Origin of the sequence: Nitrosomonas sp. (genome assembly GCA_016703745.1) — a bacterium.
Classification (GTDB): domain Bacteria; phylum Pseudomonadota; class Gammaproteobacteria; order Burkholderiales; family Nitrosomonadaceae; genus Nitrosomonas.
In genome coordinates this window covers 1,268,121-1,289,816 of record JADJBK010000006.1, presented here as the reverse complement: position 1 = coordinate 1,289,816, position 21,696 = coordinate 1,268,121, and the positions used below count along the sequence as shown (strand labels likewise).

Here is a 21,696-nt window from a genome sequence, read left to right as displayed (position 1 = left end):
GGTTACCTGGTTGAATAATGAAGCTGTAGAAGAACATCAGGCACGATATTTTTACCAGTAAATCAGCTGCTTGAATCGCCCCGGGTTTTCCGGAGATAAAATGATTTGAGAGGAGGAGTATATGAAAAATCAAATTAGTTATTCACCGGAAGTCCGGGAGCGAGCAGTAAGGTTGGTATTCGAGCAGCAAAAAGAGCATGAATCGCAATGGTCATCGATCAAATCGATCGCATCGAAGATTGGCTGCACAGCGGAAACATTGCGAGCATGGGTAAGAAGAGCGGAGACGGATCGAGGAATTCGAGGCGGGTTGTCGACATCGGATCGTGAGCGGCTCAAGGAATTGGAACGGGAGAATCGTGAATTAAAGCGGGCTAACGAGATATTACGGAAGGCATCCGCTTATTTTGCCCAGGCGGAGCTCGACCGCCGACCGAAATGATGATGTTATTTGTTGATAGAAATAAGGTGGAATATGGGGTCGAGCCGATCTGTAAGCAAATACAGATTGCCCCGTCGACTTATTATGAGCACAAAAGGCGGAGAGAGATCCGGATCGATTGCCCGGTCGCGTCAGGCGGGACACGAAGCTGGCACTCGAAATACAGCAGGTTTGGGAAAGTAACTTCCGGGTTTACGGTGTTCGTAAAGTATGGCGGCAATTGTTGCGAGAAGGCATTAGCGCTGCGCGTTGCACCGTCGAGCGATTGATGAAGACACTTGGGATACAAGGCGCCAGGCGTGGTAAAAAGTGCCGGACAACGATTGCAGATAACTTACTTGCCTGCCCAACAGATAAGGTTAACCGACAATTTGTGGCGACCCGGCCCAATCAATTGTGGGTAGCGGATATTACCTTTGTTGCAACGTGGATGGGATTTGTTTATGTAGCTTTTATTACCGATGTTTTTGCCCGGTATATTGTTGGTTGGCGAGTCAGCCGGTCATTACATACCGATCTGGTGCTCGACGCATTGGAACAGGCATTGTGCGCACGGCGCGAAATTAAGGGATTAGTCCATCATAGCGACCACGGTAGTCAATACTTGTCGATTCGCTATACGGAACGCTTGATACAAGCCAATATTGATGCTTCTGTTGGTAGTGTTGGTGATTCTTATGACAATGCACTCGCCGAAACAATTAACGGATTATACAAGACCGAGGTCATACGGCACCGCGGCCCCTGGCGCAATATCGACGATGTTGAGTTTGCAACCTTGGAATGGGTAGATTGGTTCAATAATCGCCGATTGTTGGAGCCGATTGGAAATATTCCGCCGGCAGAATTTGAAATGGCCTATTATCGCCAACCAAGAGAGTCAGCCGTTGCGGTTTGACTCAAGGTAAATAGTCTCCGGAAAAACCGGGGCGATTCAGCTAACACAAGATATCAATGTGCGCAACCTAAATGAAACAATATCGTCTCTTTTTTGAGACACATAAATATGTTTAAAAACAATTGATTAATAAATTGCTGTGGTTTTTGTCACTTATCGGGCGACAGTTATGAAAGTGCCTTCTTTTTGAAAATGCACAACCTATTGTTTTGTATGTAATAAAAATATGGCATGATTTGTGCTTTAATCAGTAAGTACAGTTTTATTTTTCTATATCAATTTATTTTCAATATGAACACATTCATGAGGGTCAATCATTATGCAGATCGAAACGAATAAGCCTGCCACAAACTTAAATCTGAAAGAAATTCCGTACCAAAATCAAAACCCCTACTTCAAAAATCGTTTTCCTTCATACCCAAAGCCGTCGAATCTCAACTATCGGCTTTCAGAAAATTCCAGCAATAAACATCTCTCCAAGATTGAAACAGACTGCTTGCTGGAAACCGCCGGCTTCAGTATCCATCTGGTCAGTTCTTTCAAGCAGCGCATCAAAGCCAGCACACTCATCAAGCGCATGTATGCCACTCGTGGTTATCAGACAGAGAGTACTTCTGTTTTTTCAGATAGTCCTAATCAGTACACCTTTGAAGCCCGCAACGATCACCAACTTCTGGGTACGTTAACGTTGACAATTGATTCAGACAGTGGTCTGCTTGCTGACCAGCTGTATAAAAATGAAATTGATGCTTTTCGTAACGCAGGCAAAAATGTATGTGAGGTATCCAAGCTTGCTTTCACTCCCAATACCAGCTCAAAGCAAATTTTTGCCGCTTTGTTTCATATTGCTTATCTGTATGCCCGTTTCCTTCATGGCGTTGAAGCTGCGTTTATCGAAATCAATCCTCGCCACGTTCGCTTCTATAAGAGTACATTGGGATTCAACCAAATTGGTGACCAGCGCACTTGTCCACGCGTCGATGCACCCGCAATTCTGCTTGGTCTCGACCTGAATCACATGAAAGATCAGATAGCGCAACGCGCTGGGCTGAATCCAGAGGATAAGGGTAAATTAATCTACCCACACTTCCTTGTCCCGCGAATAGCCAGTCAAGTGCTTAATAAGATTATTCAGATGCACTCTACAGTAAGACGATCTGGCGATGGAATCCAGCCACTGGATATGCCCTTTCATGCTGTCAATTCAGGAATTCGGAGTGCTGCTGAACAATGAATCTGGCGGAGGTGGGCATGACAGGAAAATTTTCCTGAATAACAAGACATCACGGGAGGCAGTTGATAATGAGACTGACTGAAAATTATGCTCAAATTGTTCGGTTGGCGGTGACGAAAGCTTTTGGCGCAAATGCTCAGGTTTGGCTATTGGGTGATTACAAAAATTTCAAGTGCTGTGATGAAATAATTCATCTTCTCGTATGTCCGGATCCGGCTGTCAGTAACCATCTGTTGCGCCGAAAAAGCAGCCTGCTTGCTCAACTTGAACAGACTATCGGCCAATACAAGGTTGAAGTTACCTTGGAAGAATGTGATTCTGAGGAAACTTGTTTTCCGGTGCAGCTTACGCACAAAACCGGTATCAGGTTATAACTCCTCGTTATTTAATGTCTTCTTCTGGTGGTATCGCTCTTGCTTCATCTTCGAGCATAACGGGAATGCCGTCCCGAATAGAATAAGCCAGACGATCGGGTTTGCAGATTAATTCCTGGTTATCTTTCTTGTAAATAAGCGGCCCTTTGCAGAGCGGACAAACAAGAATATCCAGCAGTTTAGGATCCATAAATTTTTCTCTTAATCTCTGTAAAATGACTTCTCGCAAACCGGGTTCTATCTGGCATTCCTGCCAAGGGTACCAGATTCTCGCATCGTTGATACCCAGGCATTTTACTGCATCCTCCCATGGCATTAGAATCATTTGTACATTATCGAGCTCAAAATCTTTTTGAGTGAATTTGTGCTCGGCAGGAAAGGTTTTTATGGTCAGAGCTGCTTTCAGGAACTTCAAGTTATCCACAAAACGCTGAGCATTCGTTTCAGTCGCTATGGCGTAAATACGCTTTTCATTTAATTCGTTTATATTGGCAGCCAATATTGGCTGCATTAGGTTGACATATTTTTGTTCCTGCAGATCAAACCGGAATACTCTGGCCCGTCTACCCACATCAGGAACTTGCTGTCTGCTTTCCGCTGTTAACACTGCATCTGCATTTTTCAGACGGGACAGTCTGTCGCGTAGAGGACCTGCTGGCATAATCAAGCCGTTACCGAAATTGACATGATTAGTGTTGACTACAATAACTTCGGTATCACGATGCAGGCGTAAATCCTGCAAACCGTCATTACATACCAAAACGTTGCATTCTGGGTGCGTCTGTAGCAGCGCTTTTGCTACTTCGATACGGTCGTAACCAATCCATATTGGACAGGATTGGTGAAGCATATTGGAAAGCAGTAGCGACTCGTCTCCAGTCAACCTGGCATTGCCCGCGTTTGTAACTGCCATTGGCCGATGATAATTATCGGGATAACCACGACCAATAATGGCAGGACGTAGACCGTAGCTTTTCAGTAGATTGATTACCCAGATCAGGATAGGTGATTTTTCGGTATTGTTAGCAGTGATACTATCAATCACGATAACCGGTACCGTAATCTTAACGGCGGTCAATATAGCTCGCCGGTATAAATAGCGGCGGATTGTCTGAAATACTATATAGAGCAGGCTGGCCGGCCACAGCAGCAAGTGGAGCGGTGTGATGCGGTGCCAGTACAGCTCAGACCAGTTCATAAAATTTTCTCCAGTAGAAACAAAGAACCACTTGTGGCAATGTAGCACTAAATTTGCATACTACTCAAGACTCACGAGCAAAGCTGTTAGCAGAAATGACATATTGTGAGGATTGAATGTGCTTTATTTCTGGGGGGGTGTTCAATATATCAGGGTTGTCCAGTCAGGTAGTGACAGACGGGCAATCTCAGGACTAATGTAACTCTATATTTTTGCCACACAGGAGAGCTCACATTTCTTCGCGACTCATGGGGGTTGTTGCTGTGGTATTAACCGTTACATGTTCAAACAGCCAACAGGGTGGCGCAAGAGAGAGAGAGTAATGTAACTACAAACCACAATAGTTTGCGTGGGGTAATGTTGGTTTCCGGTAGTTTTTTACTTGTTAATCGCAGACCGAGACACCAGAGGCGATGTATATTGTTTTGTTCCATGTGTTGCCGGACTTTTGCCAAGAAAGCAATAAAAATAAAGACAAGAATGATATGAGCGCCGGTAATTAGATTCACGAGAGTGGGATCAGCCTTGCTCAGTGCAAAAAATTCAAAATAATAAACGGTCATACCGATAATTTCCGCAACGATGGTTGGAATCAAAAACTTCTTCATTCGACCCCAGTTATGACAAAAATCGACCCGATTCTCTTTTTTTAGCAGAACACGCACTCCTGCAATGAATCCGGCCCAGAAGCACGGCTGGAGAGCTAGCACTTCTTTGGTTGTCATCACTTCTTCATTACGTAATATTGACGATAGGATGACGGTATAGGCAACAATTGCCGACAACATCTTGAAAATTTCTGTGTTACGTTTCAACGAAACCAGGAGTGGCGTCGATTGTTTCATATCACCGGACTCAAACCAGATAAGGGATCCTACTGACAGGGTAACTACGATGGCAAATTCCTTGGTCAGATTGACGTCTTCCGGTTTTCCGAGAAGCCAGAAATCAAGGTCAAGCAAGTGGATCATGACCAGTGCAAGGAATATCCATATAGGAGTGGTCGCCAGCCACATGGCGATGGCGGTTTCATTTATTTTTCCACCTTCCTGGGGAATAAATAGACGAAAGTAATGACAGGTCACCTGGACACAAAGTGCGCCACACACCACCATTACTATCCCATAGGGATAAAAGAGATCTACCATGCTGTTGAAAAGATCGGCAAGTGTAGTTAGCGAGAAGGCGGTGTATAGCAGCCAGGTAGCACCAGTGGCAAGTGTCCCTAACAGGAAACCTGATGATGCAGAGACCAGCCAGGCTTGATCGGGTTTGTTCCTGTAACAATCCGCGATCATCAGGCGATCAAAGATGATCATCATGCCGAGACTGAATGAACTGAAGCATGCAACGATAGTTCCGTTGCCCATCGTGTACTCCTTGTTTGGCCGTAGATGCTACTTATAATCGTCAGTTCCTGACGCTGGATTTATCGAGCGGTTACAAAAGTAAAGGGTATCCAGTAGAGAGGCTGTACAGCACAAAAAATATTCCGACAGAATCTGCACTTGGAAGCAATTACCCAAAGACGGTAGCCTCAAAGCTTTTGCTGATGGGTGGTTAAAAACTACCGTACAGTAATACTAAATACGCAAAAACAGTATATTGCTGACCCCGGTAGGGTATAGATCGAAAAAGTGGGGGAGAATAGTCCTATTTCCTTAGATTTAAAGAAATAGTTTGTAAAAATAATAGATTGCGTTATTGGGTTAATTTTTTCGTCAATTTGCCGTTTTACTTCCTTGCGTATGTATCTCAAACTCGGGTACCAGAGACAAGCAGATATGAAAGGAAAAATAAAATTTGATTACGGTTTTAACGATGGATCGCCGTATCAGATACTTGAAATTGATATTAGCAATGGCGAAGCGAATAAGGTTTATCGTTTAACGGTTGAATTTAGTGATGAAGAAGTGGATTTTGGTATGTTTGGCACTGATGATCATGGGAATGCGAAACTGGAGTTCGCTAGTTATCCTGAGGTAAATCAGGAAAAAATTACTGATTATCTGCCAGCAGGTAAGGATGTGCGATGTATTCAGCGGATTCTGATTTACCTGCATGGCCACCCCGCGCTGGTGACCGAGTTGCGGTTGAATCTTTATAATTGGACCCGTAAAAGGGTTTCGTTGCCACTGTGACATCATTCTTATGTACGGAATGACTGGTTATCTGGTGTAGTCAAATAATAACGCCGAATGGGCTTTAACTGATTGTTGAGGTCGTAGCATAGCGGTTTTCCTGTCGCGATATGAAGTCGTATTGCCTGCCAGGACGTCAGTTCTTCCAGTTGCATCGCTAGTGTCTTTAGTAAATTTTTGTGAGAAACGATGAGCAGTTGTTTACCCTGACGTATTTCTGGGAGAATGATGTCCTGCCACAAGGGCTGTACTCTGTTCAAGGTCTGAAGCAGGCTTTCAGCCAGCGGTAAGGATGTGTGCTCTATAGATGCATAGCGTGCCTGATTAGCTGGCGCGCGTGGGTCTCCCGCTGCCAGCAAAGGTGGCGTGGCGTGAGAACGTAGCTGGCAGTCCAGAATTGGCCAGATACCAAATTTCCTGACAGCTTCAAGACGGCGCAAACCTTCCAGTGCTCCGTAATGGCGTTCATTCAGTCGCCAATCCTGGTAAATCTTGAGTTGATCAAGCTGCATAACAGACTGAATCAGTGCCAGGGTGTGTTGTGCGCGTTTGAGTTCTGAAGTAAAACAAGCATCAAAAGTAAACCCGCATTGTTTGAGGATGTTCCCCGCCTGTTTGGCTTCGGTTTCTCCGCGCGCGCTGAGGGCAACATCGCTCCAGCCTGTGAAACGCCCTTCATGATTCCAGATACTCTGACCATGACGCAACAGCACCAGGCGAGTTAAGACCTGATTTCCTGGCATCTCGATGTTATTCCTGCTTGACGGTTTTCTTGTTGAGCGACGAGCGTGAAGCTTCCTGCCAAATATGGCCAAGAGCGCTCCACAAACCACGACGACTGGTTTGCTGAATCTCCGGGTTGTCCTGGAATGCCTGGGATAAGCGTCTTTGTGCTTCACCCAGATTATGGTAAGGCATGCTCATGAAAAGATGGTGAGTAGCGTGATAGCGTAATCCTACCGGTGCCCATAGCGCAGTTAACCAACCTCCGGGCACGTTGATGGAATCTTTGTATTGTTCAACCAGGGTTAGAGGGAGATCATCATTATGTCGATAGGCATGAGCGGCGAGTGTACGAAGGGAGTTAAAAATGAAAACCATGGCAGCAATTGCGTACCAAAGCACCAGTAGCTGATAGGGTAAAAAACCCAGCAATACACTGGTGATGACGGTAACAGCAAACAGAAAGGTTGCGAATTCCTGCAAGCGCCAATTCTGATCGTTACGAACCGTGTCTTGACCGCGCTGATAAGCGGGGTTGATGGTTAGTGAAGATGCGCGTTCCCAGACAATTTTGCGAATTGCCGGACTCATATACGATATGGGTGTTAGTACTAAAAAACGTATTACCAGTAACAAGGGTAGCAGCAAGGACAGCCATACATAACCAACCATCATTAGTGGGCGTTGTGTGGCAAAGGGCAGATACTCCCCATCTTTGCTGGTGCCATAGACTCCTGGTTTATGATGCTCATAGTGGACGCCATCATAAGTAAACGACGGAATCATGAAAGGTATTCCACAGGTAAGATTCCATACCAGCCGAAAGAACCGGAACGTACCTCGTTCGAGATGAGTAAGCTCATGCACAAAAATAGCGGCACGATAGAAAGCAAATACCGCGATGAGAAAAGCTCCGATCTGCCAGATTGACCACGTGGGTGACTGCAATGCTGTGACGAGCGCTATCCAGCCTGTAATATTATTTAATAAAAAATCTGACCAGTAGATGAATGGATTGGGTTTCATCAGATCACGCACCAGTGCGCGCGCTTCATATAGAGGGAAACCAGGTAGTAAGTTAGGGTCGGTCATGGCTTATAGGTCATCCCCAGCAGGACAGGAGTCTTTCCCTGAGCAGTTGATTGGTAGCGGCGTCAGTTGGATTGATCCTATCAAGTGTTGGTTGCCCTGGCCAGCCGGTATCAACAAATACCAACCCGTTGAATTGCTGGTTTTGTGCGTAACGGGGAATAACATGAAAGTGTACGTCAGGGTCAATCATCATTAACATAAGGTAATTAAGTTTGTCGTACTGAAATGCCTTTTTCAGCGCTGATTCGATTTGACCTGTTACAAGTTGCAATTCTGCAAAACTTGTGGCGCTTAGTGCCGAGAAAGTCTGAACAGGCTCGTGCGCGATCAATACCAATGCGCCCAGTGTTGTCTGCGCTGGGCGCAGCAATACGCTCCAGTATGAAAACTGTTGGATAATGCTATCCGGTGCGCCGAATTTCTGCATGGTGGTATTAAGAGTTTTCATATATACAAACCGCTCAATCTCATAACGGGGCCGCTTGATGACGCATATCAGGATCCAAAGCATCATGTCCTTCCGAAGATTGTTTTTCAGTCGGAAAATATTTTCTTGCTTTCTGTAGATCGTGCAAATAATCAATTTCACACCAGCGACAGCCTGCCACTGAATGACTGCCGACTATGCCTGTTTTGGCTAGCTGGTCTATAATTGCCAGATACCACGATCTGAGATTGGCTGGGTCGCGCAACGCTTGCTCAATTGTTGTGCGGAAGACTCGAGCGCCTTCCCCGCGAAAACAAATCATCCCAATTGATTCCGCATCAGTTTCAGGTGCGGATAGTTTTTTGCTGACCTGCCTGACCCCCCCTTGGGTATCAAGCTGGACTTTCATATCATCTTCGTCAAATTCTTCCTTGAAATCAATGCAAAGTGTAATGGGTGATGCCTCGTTATTCAATACACCAGCCAGTAAGGCGCTGTCGATTAATGTATCTCCATTCAGGAGTAAAAAATCGGTGTTCATTTCCTCACGGGCTATCCAGCAGCTGGCAAGATTATCCGCTACTTCGTAAAAAGGATTAAATTTTGCTTTCACGCCCGGAATATCCTGATACCGCTCAGACAAGAGCCTCTCAACTTGGTCGATCTGAAAGCCACTCACTACTACAATCTCATCAAACCCAGCCGCAAGCAGGGCATCAACCTGCCATGCGACTACGGGTTTTCCCGATACCGATAGCAGGCATTTGGGGGTACTTTCTGTCAATGGTAATAGGCGTCTGCCCTGTCCTGCACTGAGAATAATAGCTTTACGAAGCATTGGATGATTTATCTGGTTAATGATTGATCGGGTGTAATTGTCTGCGTTGATTCTGCTCCGAATATCGCACTCAGACGTTTCAGCTGGTCGACAATCTGTTTGATCGATGATAAAAAATCGGTTACTTGCTGACTGGTATTGGTGATACCAAAACTTATCCGTACTGCACAGCGCGCTAACATGGGATCAATTTGCATCGATTCCAGTACGTGGCTTTTCCCTGGTGTCGCACTGGAACAGGCCGCTCCACTTGCAACTGCAAATCCAGCCTTGTTCAGTTGGACAACTAAAGTATCGCCTTCAATATCAGGCAGCGCAAAGTAGGTCGTATTGGGCAGGCGTTGTGCGCCCTCACCAAAAATGATGGCTCCCATTGAGAGCAGACCCTGTTCCATCTGATCACGCAAGATGCGAGTGTGGGTAGCTAGTTTCGTCATTCTGGATGCGGCCAGTTCGCAGGCGACACCGAACCCAACAATGGCAGGTACATTTTCCGTACCGGAGCGCAATCCATTCTCATGTCCACCACCATAAATCAGCGGCTTGAGCGGTAATCCCTGGTCAATAATCAGTGCTGCCACACCTTTTGGCCCATAAATCTTGTGTGAAGATACGGTCATAGCGTGCACACCCAATTCTGCGAAGTTTACTGGGATTTTGGCAAATGCCTGTACCGCATCGGTATGTATCCATATACCTAGTGCGGCGGCCGCTTCAGCAACAGCTGCAACCGGTTGAATCACGCCAGTTTCATTGTTGGCCAGCATCATGGATACCATTGCGGGTTTGATTCGTGACAATGCTGCAATGGCTGCATTTGCATCCACATCTCCAGTTTCTTTGACAGCAAGTTCATGCAGCTGCCATTTTTCGCTGGTTCTCCAGGCTAACGCCTGCGAAGGACGGAGAACGCAAGGGTGTTCCACAGCACTGACGAGGAGCGTAGCGGGTGTGATGCTATCTGCTACGCCGCGAATAAAGAGGTTGTTTGCTTCCGATCCTCCGCTGGTAAAAATCACCTGTGAAGGCGTGGCGCCTACAGCTAATGCTACTTGTTCGCGCGCCTTTTCAATTGCGCGATGAGCTCGCAGACCATAGGCATGACTGCTGGACGGGTTACCATAATTTCCTTGGAAATAAGGTAGCATGGCAGCCACGGCAGCCTCATCCACAGCGGTGGTGGCGTTATGGTCAAAGTAAACTTGCGTCGCTGAATCGGTCATGCAATGTATTATACCGTTCAAGTAAAAATGTATGATTTATTAACAAGTATTATTGTTGGCTGCTGGTACAAACTAAGGCTCGGGAAAGCTAATCCAATGGCGCCACATCTTTATCTGATTGTTTGACAACGCCTGCTTTCTTCAAGGAATAGTATAAATTTTATTCCGCCCAATGTCTTGATTTGATTTGGACAAGCTTTTTATTAAAGAGTAAAATCCGCAAGCGATGAATTGTATAGAACCCATAAAACCATTTTAAGAATTAAGTAGGAGAAATTTGATGGCAGTAACAACTGAACAAAAAGCACAAGTTGTGCATGAGTATCAACGAGTCGCCGGCGATACGGGCTCGCCGGAGGTGCAGGTGGCACTTTTGACAAATCGCATCAATGGCCTGATTGACCATTTCAAGAAGCATGTCAAAGACCATCATTCCCGCCGTGGGTTGCTGCGCATGGTTAGCCAGCGGCGTAGGTTGCTTGATTACTTGAAATCAAAAAATAATAGCAGCTATCAAACTTTGATCGAAAGACTTGGATTAAGAAAATAAACATCAATCTCTCCGATTCCTGGCGGCAACTCACGATAGTACGTGTCGAGCAGTCGTCAAAACTTCTTTGCTGGCAGTAAATAACCGGAATATCATCAGATTATGTTGATGATATTCCGTCGGATTATTGCTTGACGAAGTATTTTGTTACAAATCTTAAGCATATATTTATCAAAAAGAAGGATGATTAATTGGAACCGATGAAAAAAAGCATAGCTTATGGCAATCATACCCTTACGCTAGAAACTGGTGAAATTGCTAAACAAGCGCATGGCGCGGTTATGGTTTCCATGGATGATACGGTCGTACTGGTTACTGTGGTCGGAAAAAAACAAGCTAAGCCAGATCAGGATTTTTTCCCTCTAACTGTCGATTATCAGGAGAAGTTTTATTCTGCAGGTCGTATTCCGGGTAGTTTTTTCAAACGTGAAGGTCGTCCATCAGAAAAAGAAACATTAACTTCTCGCTTGATTGATCGTCCGATACGCCCACTTTTTCCAGACGGCTTTTATAATGAGGTGCAAGTTGTTGCGACCGTGATGTCGTCTGATCCCGAAATCGATGCGGATATACCGGCCATGATTGGTGCTTCTGCTGCACTGGTACTCTCCGGCATCCCCTTCAATGGACCGATTGGGGCGGCAAGAGTCGGTTACATCAACAATGAATATGTATTAAATCCAACAACTACCCAGCTCGATGAAACGGAGCTTAATCTGGTTGTTGCCGGCACTCAGCAAGCCGTGTTAATGGTTGAATCAGAAGCCAGAGAGCTCCCCGAGGACATCATGTTGGGAGCTGTAATGTATGGCCACGAACAGATGCAGAAAATAATCGACATGATTAATGAGCTGGCTGATGAAGTGGGTGTGGCAGCCTGGGACTGGCAGCCAACAGAAAAAGATCATGTATTGACCGAAACAATTTCCCAACTTGCCGAAGCTGATTTACGCAAGGCGTTTCAAGTAAAGCAAAAATCAGTCCGGGCCGAGACAATTAACGAGATATGGCAACGTGTTTTTAGTGAGCTCGGTGTGGGTGCTGAAGGTGGACCAGGCGAACAAGCGGTGCGCGAGCTGGGTTTTGAACTCGAATCCAAGATCGTTCGTAACAGTATTCTGGATGGTGAGTCTCGAATTGATGGTCGGGGTACCCGTACGGTTCGGCCTATTTCGATTCGGCATAGTGTGCTACCCCGGACCCACGGATCAACTCTGTTTACACGCGGCGAAACCCAGGCACTGGTGATCGCCACGTTGGGCACTACTCGTGATGAACAAAAAATCGATGCTTTGCAAGGCGATTACAGTGAACGTTTCATGCTGCACTACAACATGCCGCCTTACGCGACTGGAGAAACTGGACGAGTGGGTACACCAAAGCGACGTGAAATTGGACACGGCCGCCTGGCAAAACGCTCATTGGTTGCGGTATTGCCGTCAGTGGATGAGTTTGGTTACTCCATGCGTGTAGTTTCTGAAGTAACGGAATCCAATGGCTCAAGCTCCATGGCTTCTGTCTGTGGTGGTTGCTTGGCGCTTATGGATGCAGGTGTGCCGCTAAAAGCGCATGTGGCTGGCATCGCCATGGGGTTGATCAAAGAAGGTAATCGCTTTGCTGTTTTGACCGATATTCTGGGTGATGAAGATCATTTGGGAGATATGGACTTCAAGGTGGCCGGTACCGAGAACGGTATTACCGCTCTGCAAATGGATATAAAAATCCAGGGCATTACTCGTGAAATTATGCAGGTTGCTTTGTTGCAGGCAAAAGAAGGACGGCTGCATATTCTGGAAATTATGAAGCAATCACTTCCGCAAACACGCGAAAGCATTTCCATTCACGCACCACGTATCATCAAGTTTAAAATTAATCCAGAAAAAATTCGTGATGTGATTGGGAAAGGTGGTGCAGTCATTCGCGCATTAACTGAGGAAACGGGTACTACAATTGATATTTCTGATGATGGTGTTGTTACCATTGCTTGTGTCAATAATGAAGGTGGCGAACAGGCCAGGAAACGCATCGAAGATATTACTGCAGATGTAGAAGTTGGGCGGGTTTATGATGGTACCGTACTTAAATTACTGGATTTCGGTGCCATTGTCAGTGTATTGCCTGGGAAAGATGGTCTGCTACATATCTCTCAGATTGCTAATGAGCGCGTAGAGAATGTCGCTGATCATCTCAAGGAAGGTCAGACCGTGCGCGTCAAAGTGCTTGAAGCAGATGACAAGGGCAGATTGCGTCTCAGTATGAAAGCTGCTGTTGCAGAATCAGAAATAATCGATAGCGAATCGACCTGATAGACACGGGGTTCATTTAGGCTTTGTAGCAATTAAACGATTCATTGCTACAAAGCGTTCCTTTTATCTGAACTTATCAAGTTGTTCTGGTGGGGCTGCGCGCCATTTTTATTAATCTTGCTCAGTCACATCAATTTTTCGAATCATGGTTCATCAAATGCGTTTTGTATCCACTCTATTTCACTATTTCCAGAAATAAGGATGGCATCGAAGCGACAGAGCATATCGTTATCCTGATGGGACAGATAGTATCTGGCGGTTTGGATAAGTTTTGCTTGTTTTCTGGGGGTGATGCTCGCAGCGGCGCCACCATAATGATCACTACTGCGCATTCTGACTTCGACAAATACCAGCGTATCATCATCCTGCATAATTAAATCAATTTCTCCAAAGCGGCAGCGATAATTTCTTGCCACTAACCTTAGTTTGTTCTGGCCTAGAAAGATGGCTGCCAGATTTTCGGCATCGGATCCTTTATGTATCATGCCAGTAAAGGATTCAATTATCTGGGACAATATTGCCTTTCTTGAATATTGCCGGTATGAGTCTACGATTGAAATGACCGGGTAGGCTCGGATGAATAAATCCACTGACCCCATCCAGTACGATCGTCTCTGGTGAGCGATATTCCAGAATCTTTTGCGCCAGCTGGAACGCATCAATTCCTAACGCATAGAATCTTTGTAGACTGATATCGGTTGGCATATTGGGTGAATGATAATGTTGAACCGGAGCAAGTTCTGGCTGTATCAACCAGGGCATATCAATAAAGCGTACTGCTTCCAGTCTTTCAACGTAAGCTGGGTCTTTGTTGCCAAATACGAGGGAAGTGGCATAAATCGGCGTACTGGGATGAATGAGTGAACGCACTGATTCGCTATTAAAGGAGTTGAGTGCAAGGAAAATGATATGATCTTGCTTGTGATTATGTCCGGAAAGCACGGAGAGTTTCTCGCGAAAACTGATTTCCATTTCCTCCGCTGAAAAATCCGGATTGGTTTTCAGCCAGGCATCCGCAAAAGCTGCTTTCAGTCTTTTTGATAATTCGCTACGATCTACGAGAATGACTGCATGATATTTACCACTGGCTGCTGCCATTTTGGCAATGTACTGTGCTTCTGACTCGATATTAATACCAAAAAAGAAAAGTTGTGCCGAAAGACTGGCCATTTTGTTTGTCGGATAATTCAGAGCTAATGTTGGCAGAGAAATTAGGTGACTCAATACGAGCGTATCCACGCTGTCTCGTGTAAGGGGGCCGATTATCATGTGGGCACCGTCATCAACAGCTTGTTGATAGGCCGATAGAACACTTGACGCCTTATCGTCAGTTGGATAGGGGATGATCTGCCGAATAAAATCTGGTTCAAGCCTGGCTGCGTTCTCGAACCCTTTTTGTACCGCAAATGCAGCTTGCCTCAGAGTGGGGGAATCAAAGGGGAGAAGGAGGGCAAAATGTCCTCCAAGGTGAGATGGGATGGTATTTGATAAAAATTCTTCATTGGGTTGATTGGCAGAAGCAGATATATAAATGTTCGATGATAACAACCATACCAGACAACATCGCAGTAAATTTTTCATGGTGGAATTACCAATTGTGCATAAGGAAATCAAAGGGATATTATATGTTGTCGCTACGCCGATTGGTAATTTAAGTGATATTACCTTGCGTGCGCTCGAAGTATTATCCGAAGTGGAAGTGATTGCAGCTGAGCACATTCAGACGGCTCAAAAATTACTGTCGCGTCATGGCGTTACGACCCGCGTGATACCCGTTCATCAGCATAATGAAAACAGCGCTGTCGAAAAAATAATTTTTTTTCTGAATAATAATCAGTCTGTTGCCTTGATTACGGACGCGGGAACTCCGGCAATATCTGATCCTGGCGCAAGACTGGTACGTAGTGTGCGTGAACGGGGCTACAGTGTTGTGCCGATACCAGGTGCCAATGCGGCCATCAGTGCGCTGTCTGCATCGGGTTTGCTGGCGCCTCATTTCTTTTTCTATGGGTTTCTACCGGTAAAGTCTACAGAACGTCGACGCAGATTGACTGCGCTCAAGTCCCTGCATGCCTGTATTCTGGTTTTTTATGAGGCGCCACACCGCATACTTGAAACTGTAACGGATATGGTTCACATTTTTGGAGTGGAACGTGGGGTTACCTTTGCGCGCGAACTGACAAAGGTTTTTGAGACTATCCATACTTGCGCATTAGGTGATGCGATAGCCTGGTTGCAGGCCGATACCAACCGCTTGCGTGGTGAGTTTGTTTTATTATTGACAGCGATTGAGCCACCTTTACAAACTGAGTTTTTGAACCCACAAGTAGAGCAGACGCTTGCCGTTCTGCAAAAAAATCTACCTTTGAAGCATGCTGTGCAGCTAACGGCGGAAATTACCGGTGAGAACCGTAAGAGACTATATGCAATTGCATTAGAGAAACAGAAGGCAGTATCATGAATACTCAATTTATTTCCACTGTGCAGCAGACACTTACATTGACGCGGCCCGACGATTGGCATCTGCATTTGCGCGATGGCGGTGCGATGCAATCAGTACTGCCAGATACCGCGCGTTGCTTTGCGCGGGCGATCATTATGCCTAATCTCGTTCCTCCAGTGGTAGATACCGAGCAGGCGAGGGCTTATCGCAAACGCATACTCGAAGCGGTTCCGGATGGGATGAAATTTGAGCCACTGATGACGCTTTATCTCACGGATACGACATCACCTGATGAAATTGTGTGTGCCAAAAATAGTGGTTTTGTCCATGCCGTTAAGCTTTATCCTGCTGGAGCCACCACGCACTCTGCTGCCGGTGTGACGGATATTTCCCGCTGCTACGGCACATTGGAAAAAATGGAGGCGATCGATATGCCGCTGCTTGTGCATGGGGAAGTTGTTGATCCGGTAATCGATATGTTTGACCGGGAGAAAATCTTTATTGACCGTGTATTGTTGCCGCTTACCCAGCGTTTTTCGGGATTGCGTATTATATTTGAGCATATCACTACCCGAGAAGCGGTCGATTTTGTGCAGGCAGCATCCAGGAAAATTGCGGCAACGATTACGCCGCATCATTTGCTGTTGAACCGCAATGCCATGTTAGCTGGTGGACTACGACCACATCACTATTGCCTGCCAGTATTAAAACGGGAAAATCACCGTCAGGCACTCATTGAGGCGGCGACTAGCGGTAATCCGAGATTCTTTCTGGGAACCGATAGCGCGCCACATCCAGTCCATCACAAGGAAACGGCCTGTGGTTGTGCCGGTATTTACAGTGCTCATGCGGCGATCGAATTTTACGCCTCGGTTTTTGAGCAGGTGGGTCGTCTGGATAAACTTGAAGCTTTTGCCAGTTTTTATGGCGCAGATTTTTATCGTTTGCCACGTAATCAGGATCACATCACGCTCATCAGGCAGCCCTGGAAAATTCCTGGACAGTTTGAGTTTGCAGATAATCAACTGGTGCCGCTGGGTGCAGGAGAGTATCTCAACTGGAAGTTGTCTACTTAATTGGTTCAGATGAGTCACTTCTATTATTGTCTGCAACATAAAAATCCAGTTGCCCAACTTTCCAGACCAGAAACAGCACCGGTATGCCCAATAGCGCTGTGCCAGTAAAAAACATTGCATAGCCATAGACATCTACAAATTCTCCGCTGAATCCGGCGATGAATTTTGGCAGTAATAGCATGACCGAACTGAACATGGCATATTGTGTTGCGGAATAAGCGGTGTGCGTCAGGCTGGATAAGTAAGCGACAAATGCTGATGAGGCAATTCCTGCAGAAAGGTTGTCGGCCGAAATGACAAATATCAGCCCGCTAATATCATGCCCTCTGCTTGCCAGCCATACAAACAGCAGATTCGTCGCGGCGGATAAAACCGCACCCAGAAACAGAGTACGGATGATACCAATTTTTGCAATCAGTACTCCGCCCACTACCGCACCCAGTATTGTCATGATGACACCGTAGACTTTGGAGACCATTGCGACCTCGTCCTTGCTGTAACCCATGTCTACATAAAAAGGATTGCTCATCACACCCATAACGACATCAGAAATCCGGTATACCGCAATCAGGGTCAAAATCAGCAAGGCATGAAGGCCAAAGCGTGTGATGAAATCCCGGAAAGGCGCGACTACTGCGCCATAGAGCCAGATCAACATGCCAGAGAAACGTGCATTGATACGCCAGCGCAATACAATTTTACGTGCTAGTTCCTCATTTTCTATGGTCAGTTGCGGATTGACTGATACCTCAGGTTCACGAATAAGTAGTGTGGTTGTAATGCCGATCAGCATGCAAGCTGCCATAAAATAATAGGCCGTTTGCCAGGAATGGTAGTCATAACTGCCAGGAGTCGGGTCAAATGCAGCCGCTAACCATAACGCACCAGCCGAGGCCATAATCATGGCCATGCGGTAGCCTGCCTGATAAGTTGCCGCCATCGCTCCTTGCATTTGCAGCGCGACGGCCTCAATACGGTAGGCGTCGAGCGCAATATCCTGGGTTGCCGAGGCAAACGCTACCGCTAAAGCAAAGAAAATCATATGGGATAATTGTTCTGCTGGATTGGTATTGGCCATGCCGATCAATGCAGTAGCAATGGCTAATTGGGACAGCAGTAACCAGGCACGTCGCCGCCCAAGCCATCGAGATAGCAGAGGCAGCGGCATTTTATCCACTAGCGGTGCCCACGCCCACTTGAATCCGTAAGCCAGGCCAATCCAGCTGAAATAGCCAATGGTGGCGCGATCGATACCTGCTTCACGTAGCCAGAAGGAAAGTGTTCCCAGTATCAGCAGCAGCGGTAATCCGGCGGAAAAGCCAAGCATGAGCATGCCGAATACCCGTGGGTGCAGGTAGATGCACCATACCTGTCTCCAACTGGCGGATGTCATAACGAGTAGTCGTAGTCGATGACCAGTGGTGCATGATCGGAAAACCGCTCATCCTTGTAGATGGACACAGACCTGGCGGTATCAGCCAGTGCTGGGGTGGCAATCTGATAATCAATACGCCAGCCAACATTTTTGAGCCATGCTTGACCACGATTTGACCACCAGGTGTATTGCTCCGGTTCGAGATTGATTTTGCGAAACACATCCACGAACCTCAATTGATCGAAAAGTGTTGACAGCCAGGCGCGTTCTTCAGGCAAAAATCCTGAGTTTTTCTGATTGGAACGCCAGTTTTTGATATCAATAATCTGATGGGCAATATTCCAGTCACCACATAACACCACATCACGCCCACTTTGGGCTAGCGCCTGCAAAATAGGGGAAAAGTGTTCCATAAAAAAATATTTCATTTCCTGGCGATGCTCGCCGCTGGAACCAGATGGCAAATAGAGTGAAATGACGGTCAGATTCGCAAAGTCCGCTCTTAAAAAGCGTCCTTCCAAATCAATGGCAGGAATGCCAATGCCTTCAACAAGATTATCTGGCTCCCGGCGGGAATAAATACCCACACCGCTATATCCTTTTTTGCCAGCACAATGAAAATATCCGCAATAACTATCTGGTGTACGCATTTTCTCGGTTAAATCTCCTAACTGCGCTTTCAGTTCCTGCACACAAACAATATCGGCATTTTGTCGGGATAGCCATTCAAAAAAACCTTTGCTGGCCGCTGAGCGCAAGCCATTCAGGTTCAGTGTGATGATTCTCATTGGAGGTGATAAAAATAATGACTGAATAGTCTAGTTCTCAACCAGACCTGGTTTGCAATAAAAACGCGCGGGGAATAATGGCGAACGACTGGAGTTTTTTAACACATCTCCCCCATTGCGGATACACGCTAACGTCGCCTTATCCAAACTGGCAAAATATTCATTGCTACCAGGCAAGTCTGAGATTGGTGGAACAGCTTCGCGGACACGGCGGCAGGTCTGTGGCTCATCATCTGGCGCTGAATCGGCGGTGTTAAGTGGCAGTGGACATAAGCGGCACGGATCGCCTGGACACAAGCACCCTTTACATTGCGTGGCATCAGATGCCTGTGCGTTCAGTTTTGGTGACGCGGGTAACGTCATCCAACACAGCATAACAACCGCGAATAGCTTTAATTGCATTTGTATATTCTCATAAAAAATAGTTAGTCCCCGGAGTCCTGATCGAGATTTGATTCAGTTTTTTGTGGAATAATTTCACGCAACAATTTGAACAGGAGTCGGAAATTCTTCGGGGGTTTATTGGCAAGTCGCTCGTGCTGCACATTGCGCAGCAAAGTACGTAATTGTTGGATATTTGTCTGCGGATAAGCCTCGGAAAATTTAGTTAGCGCGGTTTCATCACTTAATAATCTCTCCCGCCATTTTTCAAGACGATGTAGCCAGGCAGTGTGACTGGCGCTGGATTGCTGCCATTCATTCAGTTTTTCCTGAACTGGCAGTGGATCAATCGCACGCATCCATTTGCCAATAAATTGCATTTGACGCCTGCGCGCGCCATGTTTACTGATGTGGCGGGCTTCCAGCAATGCTTCCATTAGGATATCAGGTAAATCAAGCTGTTGCAGCTGTTCTGGATTCAGTTGAGTCAGCTGCTCTCCTAACGCTTGCAGGTCGTGCATTTGTTGTTTGACGCGCGTTTTGCTCGGGCCAGAATCGATATTGTCTTCGACGGATATGTTCTGGTCCGTTTGCAGTTGATTTTTATGCTTTTGATGAGTAGACACGGCGTCAGTATTCGAGAAACTGTTATCATAACGCGCTTTGAAGTAACATCGCTTGTAATTGTCACTCAAACCGGCTGCCTACTACCAATTTCATGAATAATTCAATAGACAAAACTGAATCTACGCAAATTTTTGCATGTGGCCCTGAAATTCTACAGGACATCGCTGCTACCATTCTGAAGCTGGCCAAAAAGGGTGGGGCAAGTGCTTGCGAAACACATATTTCTGAGGGTAGCGGGCAAAATGTGACTGCCCGTATGGGTGAGGTGGAGACCATTGAATATACACGCGATAAAGGACTTTCTGTAACGGTTTACATTGGACAGAATCGTGGCAATGCCAGCAGCAGTGATTTTTCTCCTAAAGCCATTGAAGAAACTGTTTCCGCCGCGTTGGACATTGCACGCTATACGTCAGCAGATAGCTTCGCCGGATTGGCGGAAGCCGATTTACTGGCAACGAGCTTCCCTGATCTTGATTTGTATCACCCTTGGTCATTGCCTGTCGAGCAAGCTATTGAAATGGCGAAACAATGCGAGGCAGCGGCGCTGGCAGTCGATAAGCGTATCGTTAACTCCGAGGGGGCGAGTGTGTCTGTCAGTGCGGCGCAATTTGTCTATGCCAACAGCCTTGGTTTCATTGGTGGGTATCCATCTTCCAGTCACGGTATCAGCTGCGCCGTCATCGCGGGTGAAGAAAACAGTATGCAACGTGATTACTGGTATAGCGTGGCGCGAGCGCGGGATGATCTTGAACACATTAATACGGTTGGTCAGAAGGCTGGTCAGCGCAGCCTCGCGCGGTTGGGTGCCCGAAAAATTGCAACCTGCGAGGCATCCGTGCTGTTTGATGCATTGATTGCCCCAAGTCTGCTTGGTTATTTCGTTCAGGCTATTAGCGGCTCGAATCTCTACCGCAAATCATCTTTCTTACTTGACAGTATTGGTAAGCCAGTCTTTCCGAAGAATATTCAGCTTGATGAGTCTCCGCATTTAATCAAGGGACTGGCGAGTCATTCTTTCGATGATGATGGTGTGGCCACGCACGCGCGCAAGGTTGTAGAAAATGGTGTCGTCCAAGGTTATTTTTTGGGAAGTTATGCTGCGCGAAAATTGGGTATGCACTCAACCGGTAATGCCGGTGGCAATCACAATCTAATCCTGAAAAATGATGCGCCACTATCCTTCAGGGCATTACTCAAAAAAATGGACAAAGGATTGTTGGTTACCGAGCTGCTCGGCCATGGTGTCAACTTGGTAACTGGTGATTATTCACAAGGCGCTGCCGGATTTTGGGTGGAGCAGGGGGAAATCTGCTTTCCCGTCGAGGAAATTACTATTGCGGGCAACCTGCAAACCATGTACCGTGGCATCATTGCAGTGGGTGATGAGGTGATTGTTCGCGGTTCCCGGCAATGTGGCGCCTTAATGATCGATCGGATGACGATTGCGGGAAGCTAGAATCTGGATATGCCCTGCCTCACTGTGTGTTTCTATCCATAACATTCTGAGTGCGCAAAGTCACTCGCCACTTCCGTATGGTGTCCATCATGGCGTAGAGG

Annotated in this window: 20 protein-coding genes, 1 pseudogene and 1 other annotated feature; of the genes and pseudogenes, 9 read left to right on the top strand and 12 right to left on the bottom strand. The window is 46.4% G+C overall.

Annotated elements, in window-relative coordinates; all coding sequences use genetic code 11:
• Positions 1-121 precede the first annotated feature (121 nt).
• The 3 genes and pseudogenes from IPG31_07160 (at position 122) to IPG31_07150 (ending at position 2,948) form a co-directional block, all read left to right on the top strand.
• Positions 122-1,340, top strand: a pseudogene (locus tag IPG31_07160) (IS3 family transposase).
• Positions 400-516: a sequence feature (AL1L pseudoknot), on the top strand. (Overlaps the previous pseudogene by 117 nt.)
• A 319-nt stretch (positions 1,341-1,659) precedes the next feature.
• Positions 1,660-2,574 (top strand): long-chain N-acyl amino acid synthase, encoded by a 915-nt coding sequence (locus tag IPG31_07155; protein ID MBK6618138.1) that lies wholly within the window; start codon positions 1,660-1,662, stop codon positions 2,572-2,574.
• A 68-nt stretch (positions 2,575-2,642) separates the two neighbouring features.
• A complete protein-coding gene (locus tag IPG31_07150; GenBank protein MBK6618137.1) occupies positions 2,643-2,948 on the top strand; it encodes a hypothetical protein in 306 nt (101 codons plus the stop codon).
• Positions 2,949-2,955: 7 nt separating this feature from the next.
• On the opposite strand, the gene lpxK is transcribed toward IPG31_07150, so the two are convergent.
• A complete protein-coding gene (gene lpxK, locus IPG31_07145) occupies positions 2,956-4,146 on the bottom strand; it encodes a tetraacyldisaccharide 4'-kinase (protein MBK6618136.1) in 1,191 nt (396 codons plus the stop codon).
• Between the two features lie 284 nt (positions 4,147-4,430).
• Positions 4,431-5,516 (bottom strand): hypothetical protein, encoded by a 1,086-nt coding sequence (locus tag IPG31_07140; protein MBK6618135.1) that lies wholly within the window; start codon positions 5,514-5,516, stop codon positions 4,431-4,433.
• Positions 5,517-5,930: 414 nt separating this feature from the next.
• Between IPG31_07140 and IPG31_07135 the strand changes: the two genes are divergently transcribed.
• Complete coding sequence (locus IPG31_07135; GenBank protein MBK6618134.1) at positions 5,931-6,287, top strand: hypothetical protein; 357 nt, start codon at positions 5,931-5,933, stop codon at positions 6,285-6,287.
• A gap of 8 nt (positions 6,288-6,295) precedes the next feature.
• On the opposite strand, the gene IPG31_07130 is transcribed toward IPG31_07135, so the two are convergent.
• From IPG31_07130 to IPG31_07110, 5 genes are read right to left on the bottom strand one after another with little or no spacing between them, the layout of a single operon-like run.
• Positions 6,296-7,030 (bottom strand): 2,3-bisphosphoglycerate-dependent phosphoglycerate mutase, encoded by a 735-nt coding sequence (locus tag IPG31_07130; protein MBK6618133.1) that lies wholly within the window; start codon positions 7,028-7,030, stop codon positions 6,296-6,298.
• A 7-nt stretch (positions 7,031-7,037) separates the two neighbouring features.
• Positions 7,038-8,102, bottom strand: coding sequence for a fatty acid desaturase (locus IPG31_07125; protein ID MBK6618132.1), 1,065 nt, complete (start codon positions 8,100-8,102; stop codon positions 7,038-7,040).
• 10 nt (positions 8,103-8,112) lie between these two features.
• A complete protein-coding gene (locus IPG31_07120; GenBank protein MBK6618131.1) occupies positions 8,113-8,550 on the bottom strand; it encodes an HIT family protein in 438 nt (145 codons plus the stop codon).
• Between the two features lie 19 nt (positions 8,551-8,569).
• Positions 8,570-9,367 (bottom strand): phosphocholine cytidylyltransferase family protein, encoded by a 798-nt coding sequence (locus IPG31_07115; GenBank protein MBK6618130.1) that lies wholly within the window; start codon positions 9,365-9,367, stop codon positions 8,570-8,572.
• 8 nt (positions 9,368-9,375) lie between these two features.
• Positions 9,376-10,590 (bottom strand): cysteine desulfurase, encoded by a 1,215-nt coding sequence (locus tag IPG31_07110; GenBank protein MBK6618129.1) that lies wholly within the window; start codon positions 10,588-10,590, stop codon positions 9,376-9,378.
• A 280-nt stretch (positions 10,591-10,870) separates the two neighbouring features.
• On the opposite strand from IPG31_07110, the gene rpsO reads away from it, so the two are divergent.
• Both rpsO and pnp read left to right on the top strand, forming a co-directional pair.
• On the top strand, positions 10,871-11,140 hold the full coding sequence (gene rpsO, locus IPG31_07105; GenBank protein ID MBK6618128.1) for a 30S ribosomal protein S15: 270 nt from the start codon (positions 10,871-10,873) through the stop codon (positions 11,138-11,140).
• A 191-nt stretch (positions 11,141-11,331) separates the two neighbouring features.
• Positions 11,332-13,446: a polyribonucleotide nucleotidyltransferase gene (gene pnp / locus IPG31_07100; protein ID MBK6618127.1), complete on the top strand. Its 2,115-nt coding sequence runs from the start codon at positions 11,332-11,334 to the stop codon at positions 13,444-13,446.
• A 143-nt stretch (positions 13,447-13,589) separates the two neighbouring features.
• On the opposite strand, the gene IPG31_07095 is transcribed toward pnp, so the two are convergent.
• The gene (locus IPG31_07095) at positions 13,590-13,931 is read right to left on the bottom strand and encodes a YraN family protein (GenBank protein ID MBK6618126.1); all 342 of its coding nucleotides are present in this window, start codon (positions 13,929-13,931) and stop codon (positions 13,590-13,592) included.
• Between the two features lie 13 nt (positions 13,932-13,944).
• Complete coding sequence (locus tag IPG31_07090; GenBank protein MBK6618125.1) at positions 13,945-15,027, bottom strand: penicillin-binding protein activator; 1,083 nt, start codon at positions 15,025-15,027, stop codon at positions 13,945-13,947.
• On the opposite strand from IPG31_07090, the gene rsmI reads away from it, so the two are divergent.
• The gene (rsmI, locus tag IPG31_07085) at positions 15,026-15,907 is read left to right on the top strand and encodes a 16S rRNA (cytidine(1402)-2'-O)-methyltransferase (protein ID MBK6618124.1); all 882 of its coding nucleotides are present in this window, start codon (positions 15,026-15,028) and stop codon (positions 15,905-15,907) included. The two genes, IPG31_07090 and rsmI, sit on opposite strands and share 2 nt — an antisense overlap.
• Positions 15,904-16,965, top strand: a complete 1,062-nt coding sequence (gene pyrC / locus IPG31_07080) for a dihydroorotase (GenBank protein ID MBK6618123.1) — start codon at positions 15,904-15,906, stop codon at positions 16,963-16,965. The genes rsmI and pyrC overlap by 4 nt, the downstream gene beginning before the upstream one ends.
• Here the strand turns inward: pyrC and IPG31_07075 are convergent.
• The 3 genes from IPG31_07075 to IPG31_07065 form a co-directional block, all read right to left on the bottom strand.
• Positions 16,958-18,358, bottom strand: coding sequence for an MFS transporter (locus IPG31_07075; protein ID MBK6618122.1), 1,401 nt, complete (start codon positions 18,356-18,358; stop codon positions 16,958-16,960). The two genes, pyrC and IPG31_07075, sit on opposite strands and share 8 nt — an antisense overlap.
• Positions 18,355-19,128, bottom strand: coding sequence for an exodeoxyribonuclease III (xth, locus tag IPG31_07070; protein MBK6618121.1), 774 nt, complete (start codon positions 19,126-19,128; stop codon positions 18,355-18,357). The genes IPG31_07075 and xth overlap by 4 nt, the downstream gene beginning before the upstream one ends.
• 425 nt (positions 19,129-19,553) lie before the next feature.
• Positions 19,554-20,030: a DUF615 domain-containing protein gene (locus IPG31_07065; GenBank protein MBK6618120.1), complete on the bottom strand. Its 477-nt coding sequence runs from the start codon at positions 20,028-20,030 to the stop codon at positions 19,554-19,556.
• Positions 20,031-20,227: 197 nt separating this feature from the next.
• On the opposite strand from IPG31_07065, the gene pmbA reads away from it, so the two are divergent.
• Positions 20,228-21,595 (top strand): metalloprotease PmbA, encoded by a 1,368-nt coding sequence (gene pmbA / locus IPG31_07060; protein ID MBK6618119.1) that lies wholly within the window; start codon positions 20,228-20,230, stop codon positions 21,593-21,595.
• The last annotated feature ends 101 nt before the right edge of the window (positions 21,596-21,696 follow it).

What these genes read in the sequence shown, in the direction of transcription:
- IPG31_07065 (MBK6618120.1), bottom strand. Translation starts at nt 20,030, where the DNA reads ATGCACGACCTGCAAGCGTTAGGAGAGCAGCTGACTCAACTGAATCCA.
- rpsO (MBK6618128.1), top strand. Translation starts at nt 10,871, where the DNA reads ATGGCAGTAACAACTGAACAAAAAGCACAAGTTGTGCATGAGTATCAA.
- IPG31_07125 (MBK6618132.1), bottom strand. Translation starts at nt 8,102, where the DNA reads ATGACCGACCCTAACTTACTACCTGGTTTCCCTCTATATGAAGCGCGC.
- xth (MBK6618121.1), bottom strand. Translation starts at nt 19,128, where the DNA reads ATGAGAATCATCACACTGAACCTGAATGGCTTGCGCTCAGCGGCCAGC.
- IPG31_07135 (MBK6618134.1), top strand. Translation starts at nt 5,931, where the DNA reads ATGAAAGGAAAAATAAAATTTGATTACGGTTTTAACGATGGATCGCCG.
- IPG31_07075 (MBK6618122.1), bottom strand. Translation starts at nt 18,358, where the DNA reads ATGACATCCGCCAGTTGGAGACAGGTATGGTGCATCTACCTGCACCCA.
- rsmI (MBK6618124.1), top strand. Translation starts at nt 15,026, where the DNA reads ATGGTGGAATTACCAATTGTGCATAAGGAAATCAAAGGGATATTATAT.
- pyrC (MBK6618123.1), top strand. Translation starts at nt 15,904, where the DNA reads ATGAATACTCAATTTATTTCCACTGTGCAGCAGACACTTACATTGACG.
- IPG31_07095 (MBK6618126.1), bottom strand. Translation starts at nt 13,931, where the DNA reads ATGATACATAAAGGATCCGATGCCGAAAATCTGGCAGCCATCTTTCTA.
- IPG31_07150 (MBK6618137.1), top strand. Translation starts at nt 2,643, where the DNA reads ATGAGACTGACTGAAAATTATGCTCAAATTGTTCGGTTGGCGGTGACG.
- IPG31_07155 (MBK6618138.1), top strand. Translation starts at nt 1,660, where the DNA reads ATGCAGATCGAAACGAATAAGCCTGCCACAAACTTAAATCTGAAAGAA.
- IPG31_07115 (MBK6618130.1), bottom strand. Translation starts at nt 9,367, where the DNA reads ATGCTTCGTAAAGCTATTATTCTCAGTGCAGGACAGGGCAGACGCCTA.
- IPG31_07090 (MBK6618125.1), bottom strand. Translation starts at nt 15,027, where the DNA reads ATGAAAAATTTACTGCGATGTTGTCTGGTATGGTTGTTATCATCGAAC.
- IPG31_07110 (MBK6618129.1), bottom strand. Translation starts at nt 10,590, where the DNA reads ATGACCGATTCAGCGACGCAAGTTTACTTTGACCATAACGCCACCACC.
- IPG31_07120 (MBK6618131.1), bottom strand. Translation starts at nt 8,550, where the DNA reads ATGAAAACTCTTAATACCACCATGCAGAAATTCGGCGCACCGGATAGC.
- IPG31_07130 (MBK6618133.1), bottom strand. Translation starts at nt 7,030, where the DNA reads ATGCCAGGAAATCAGGTCTTAACTCGCCTGGTGCTGTTGCGTCATGGT.
- lpxK (MBK6618136.1), bottom strand. Translation starts at nt 4,146, where the DNA reads ATGAACTGGTCTGAGCTGTACTGGCACCGCATCACACCGCTCCACTTG.
- pmbA (MBK6618119.1), top strand. Translation starts at nt 20,228, where the DNA reads ATGAATAATTCAATAGACAAAACTGAATCTACGCAAATTTTTGCATGT.
- IPG31_07140 (MBK6618135.1), bottom strand. Translation starts at nt 5,516, where the DNA reads ATGGGCAACGGAACTATCGTTGCATGCTTCAGTTCATTCAGTCTCGGC.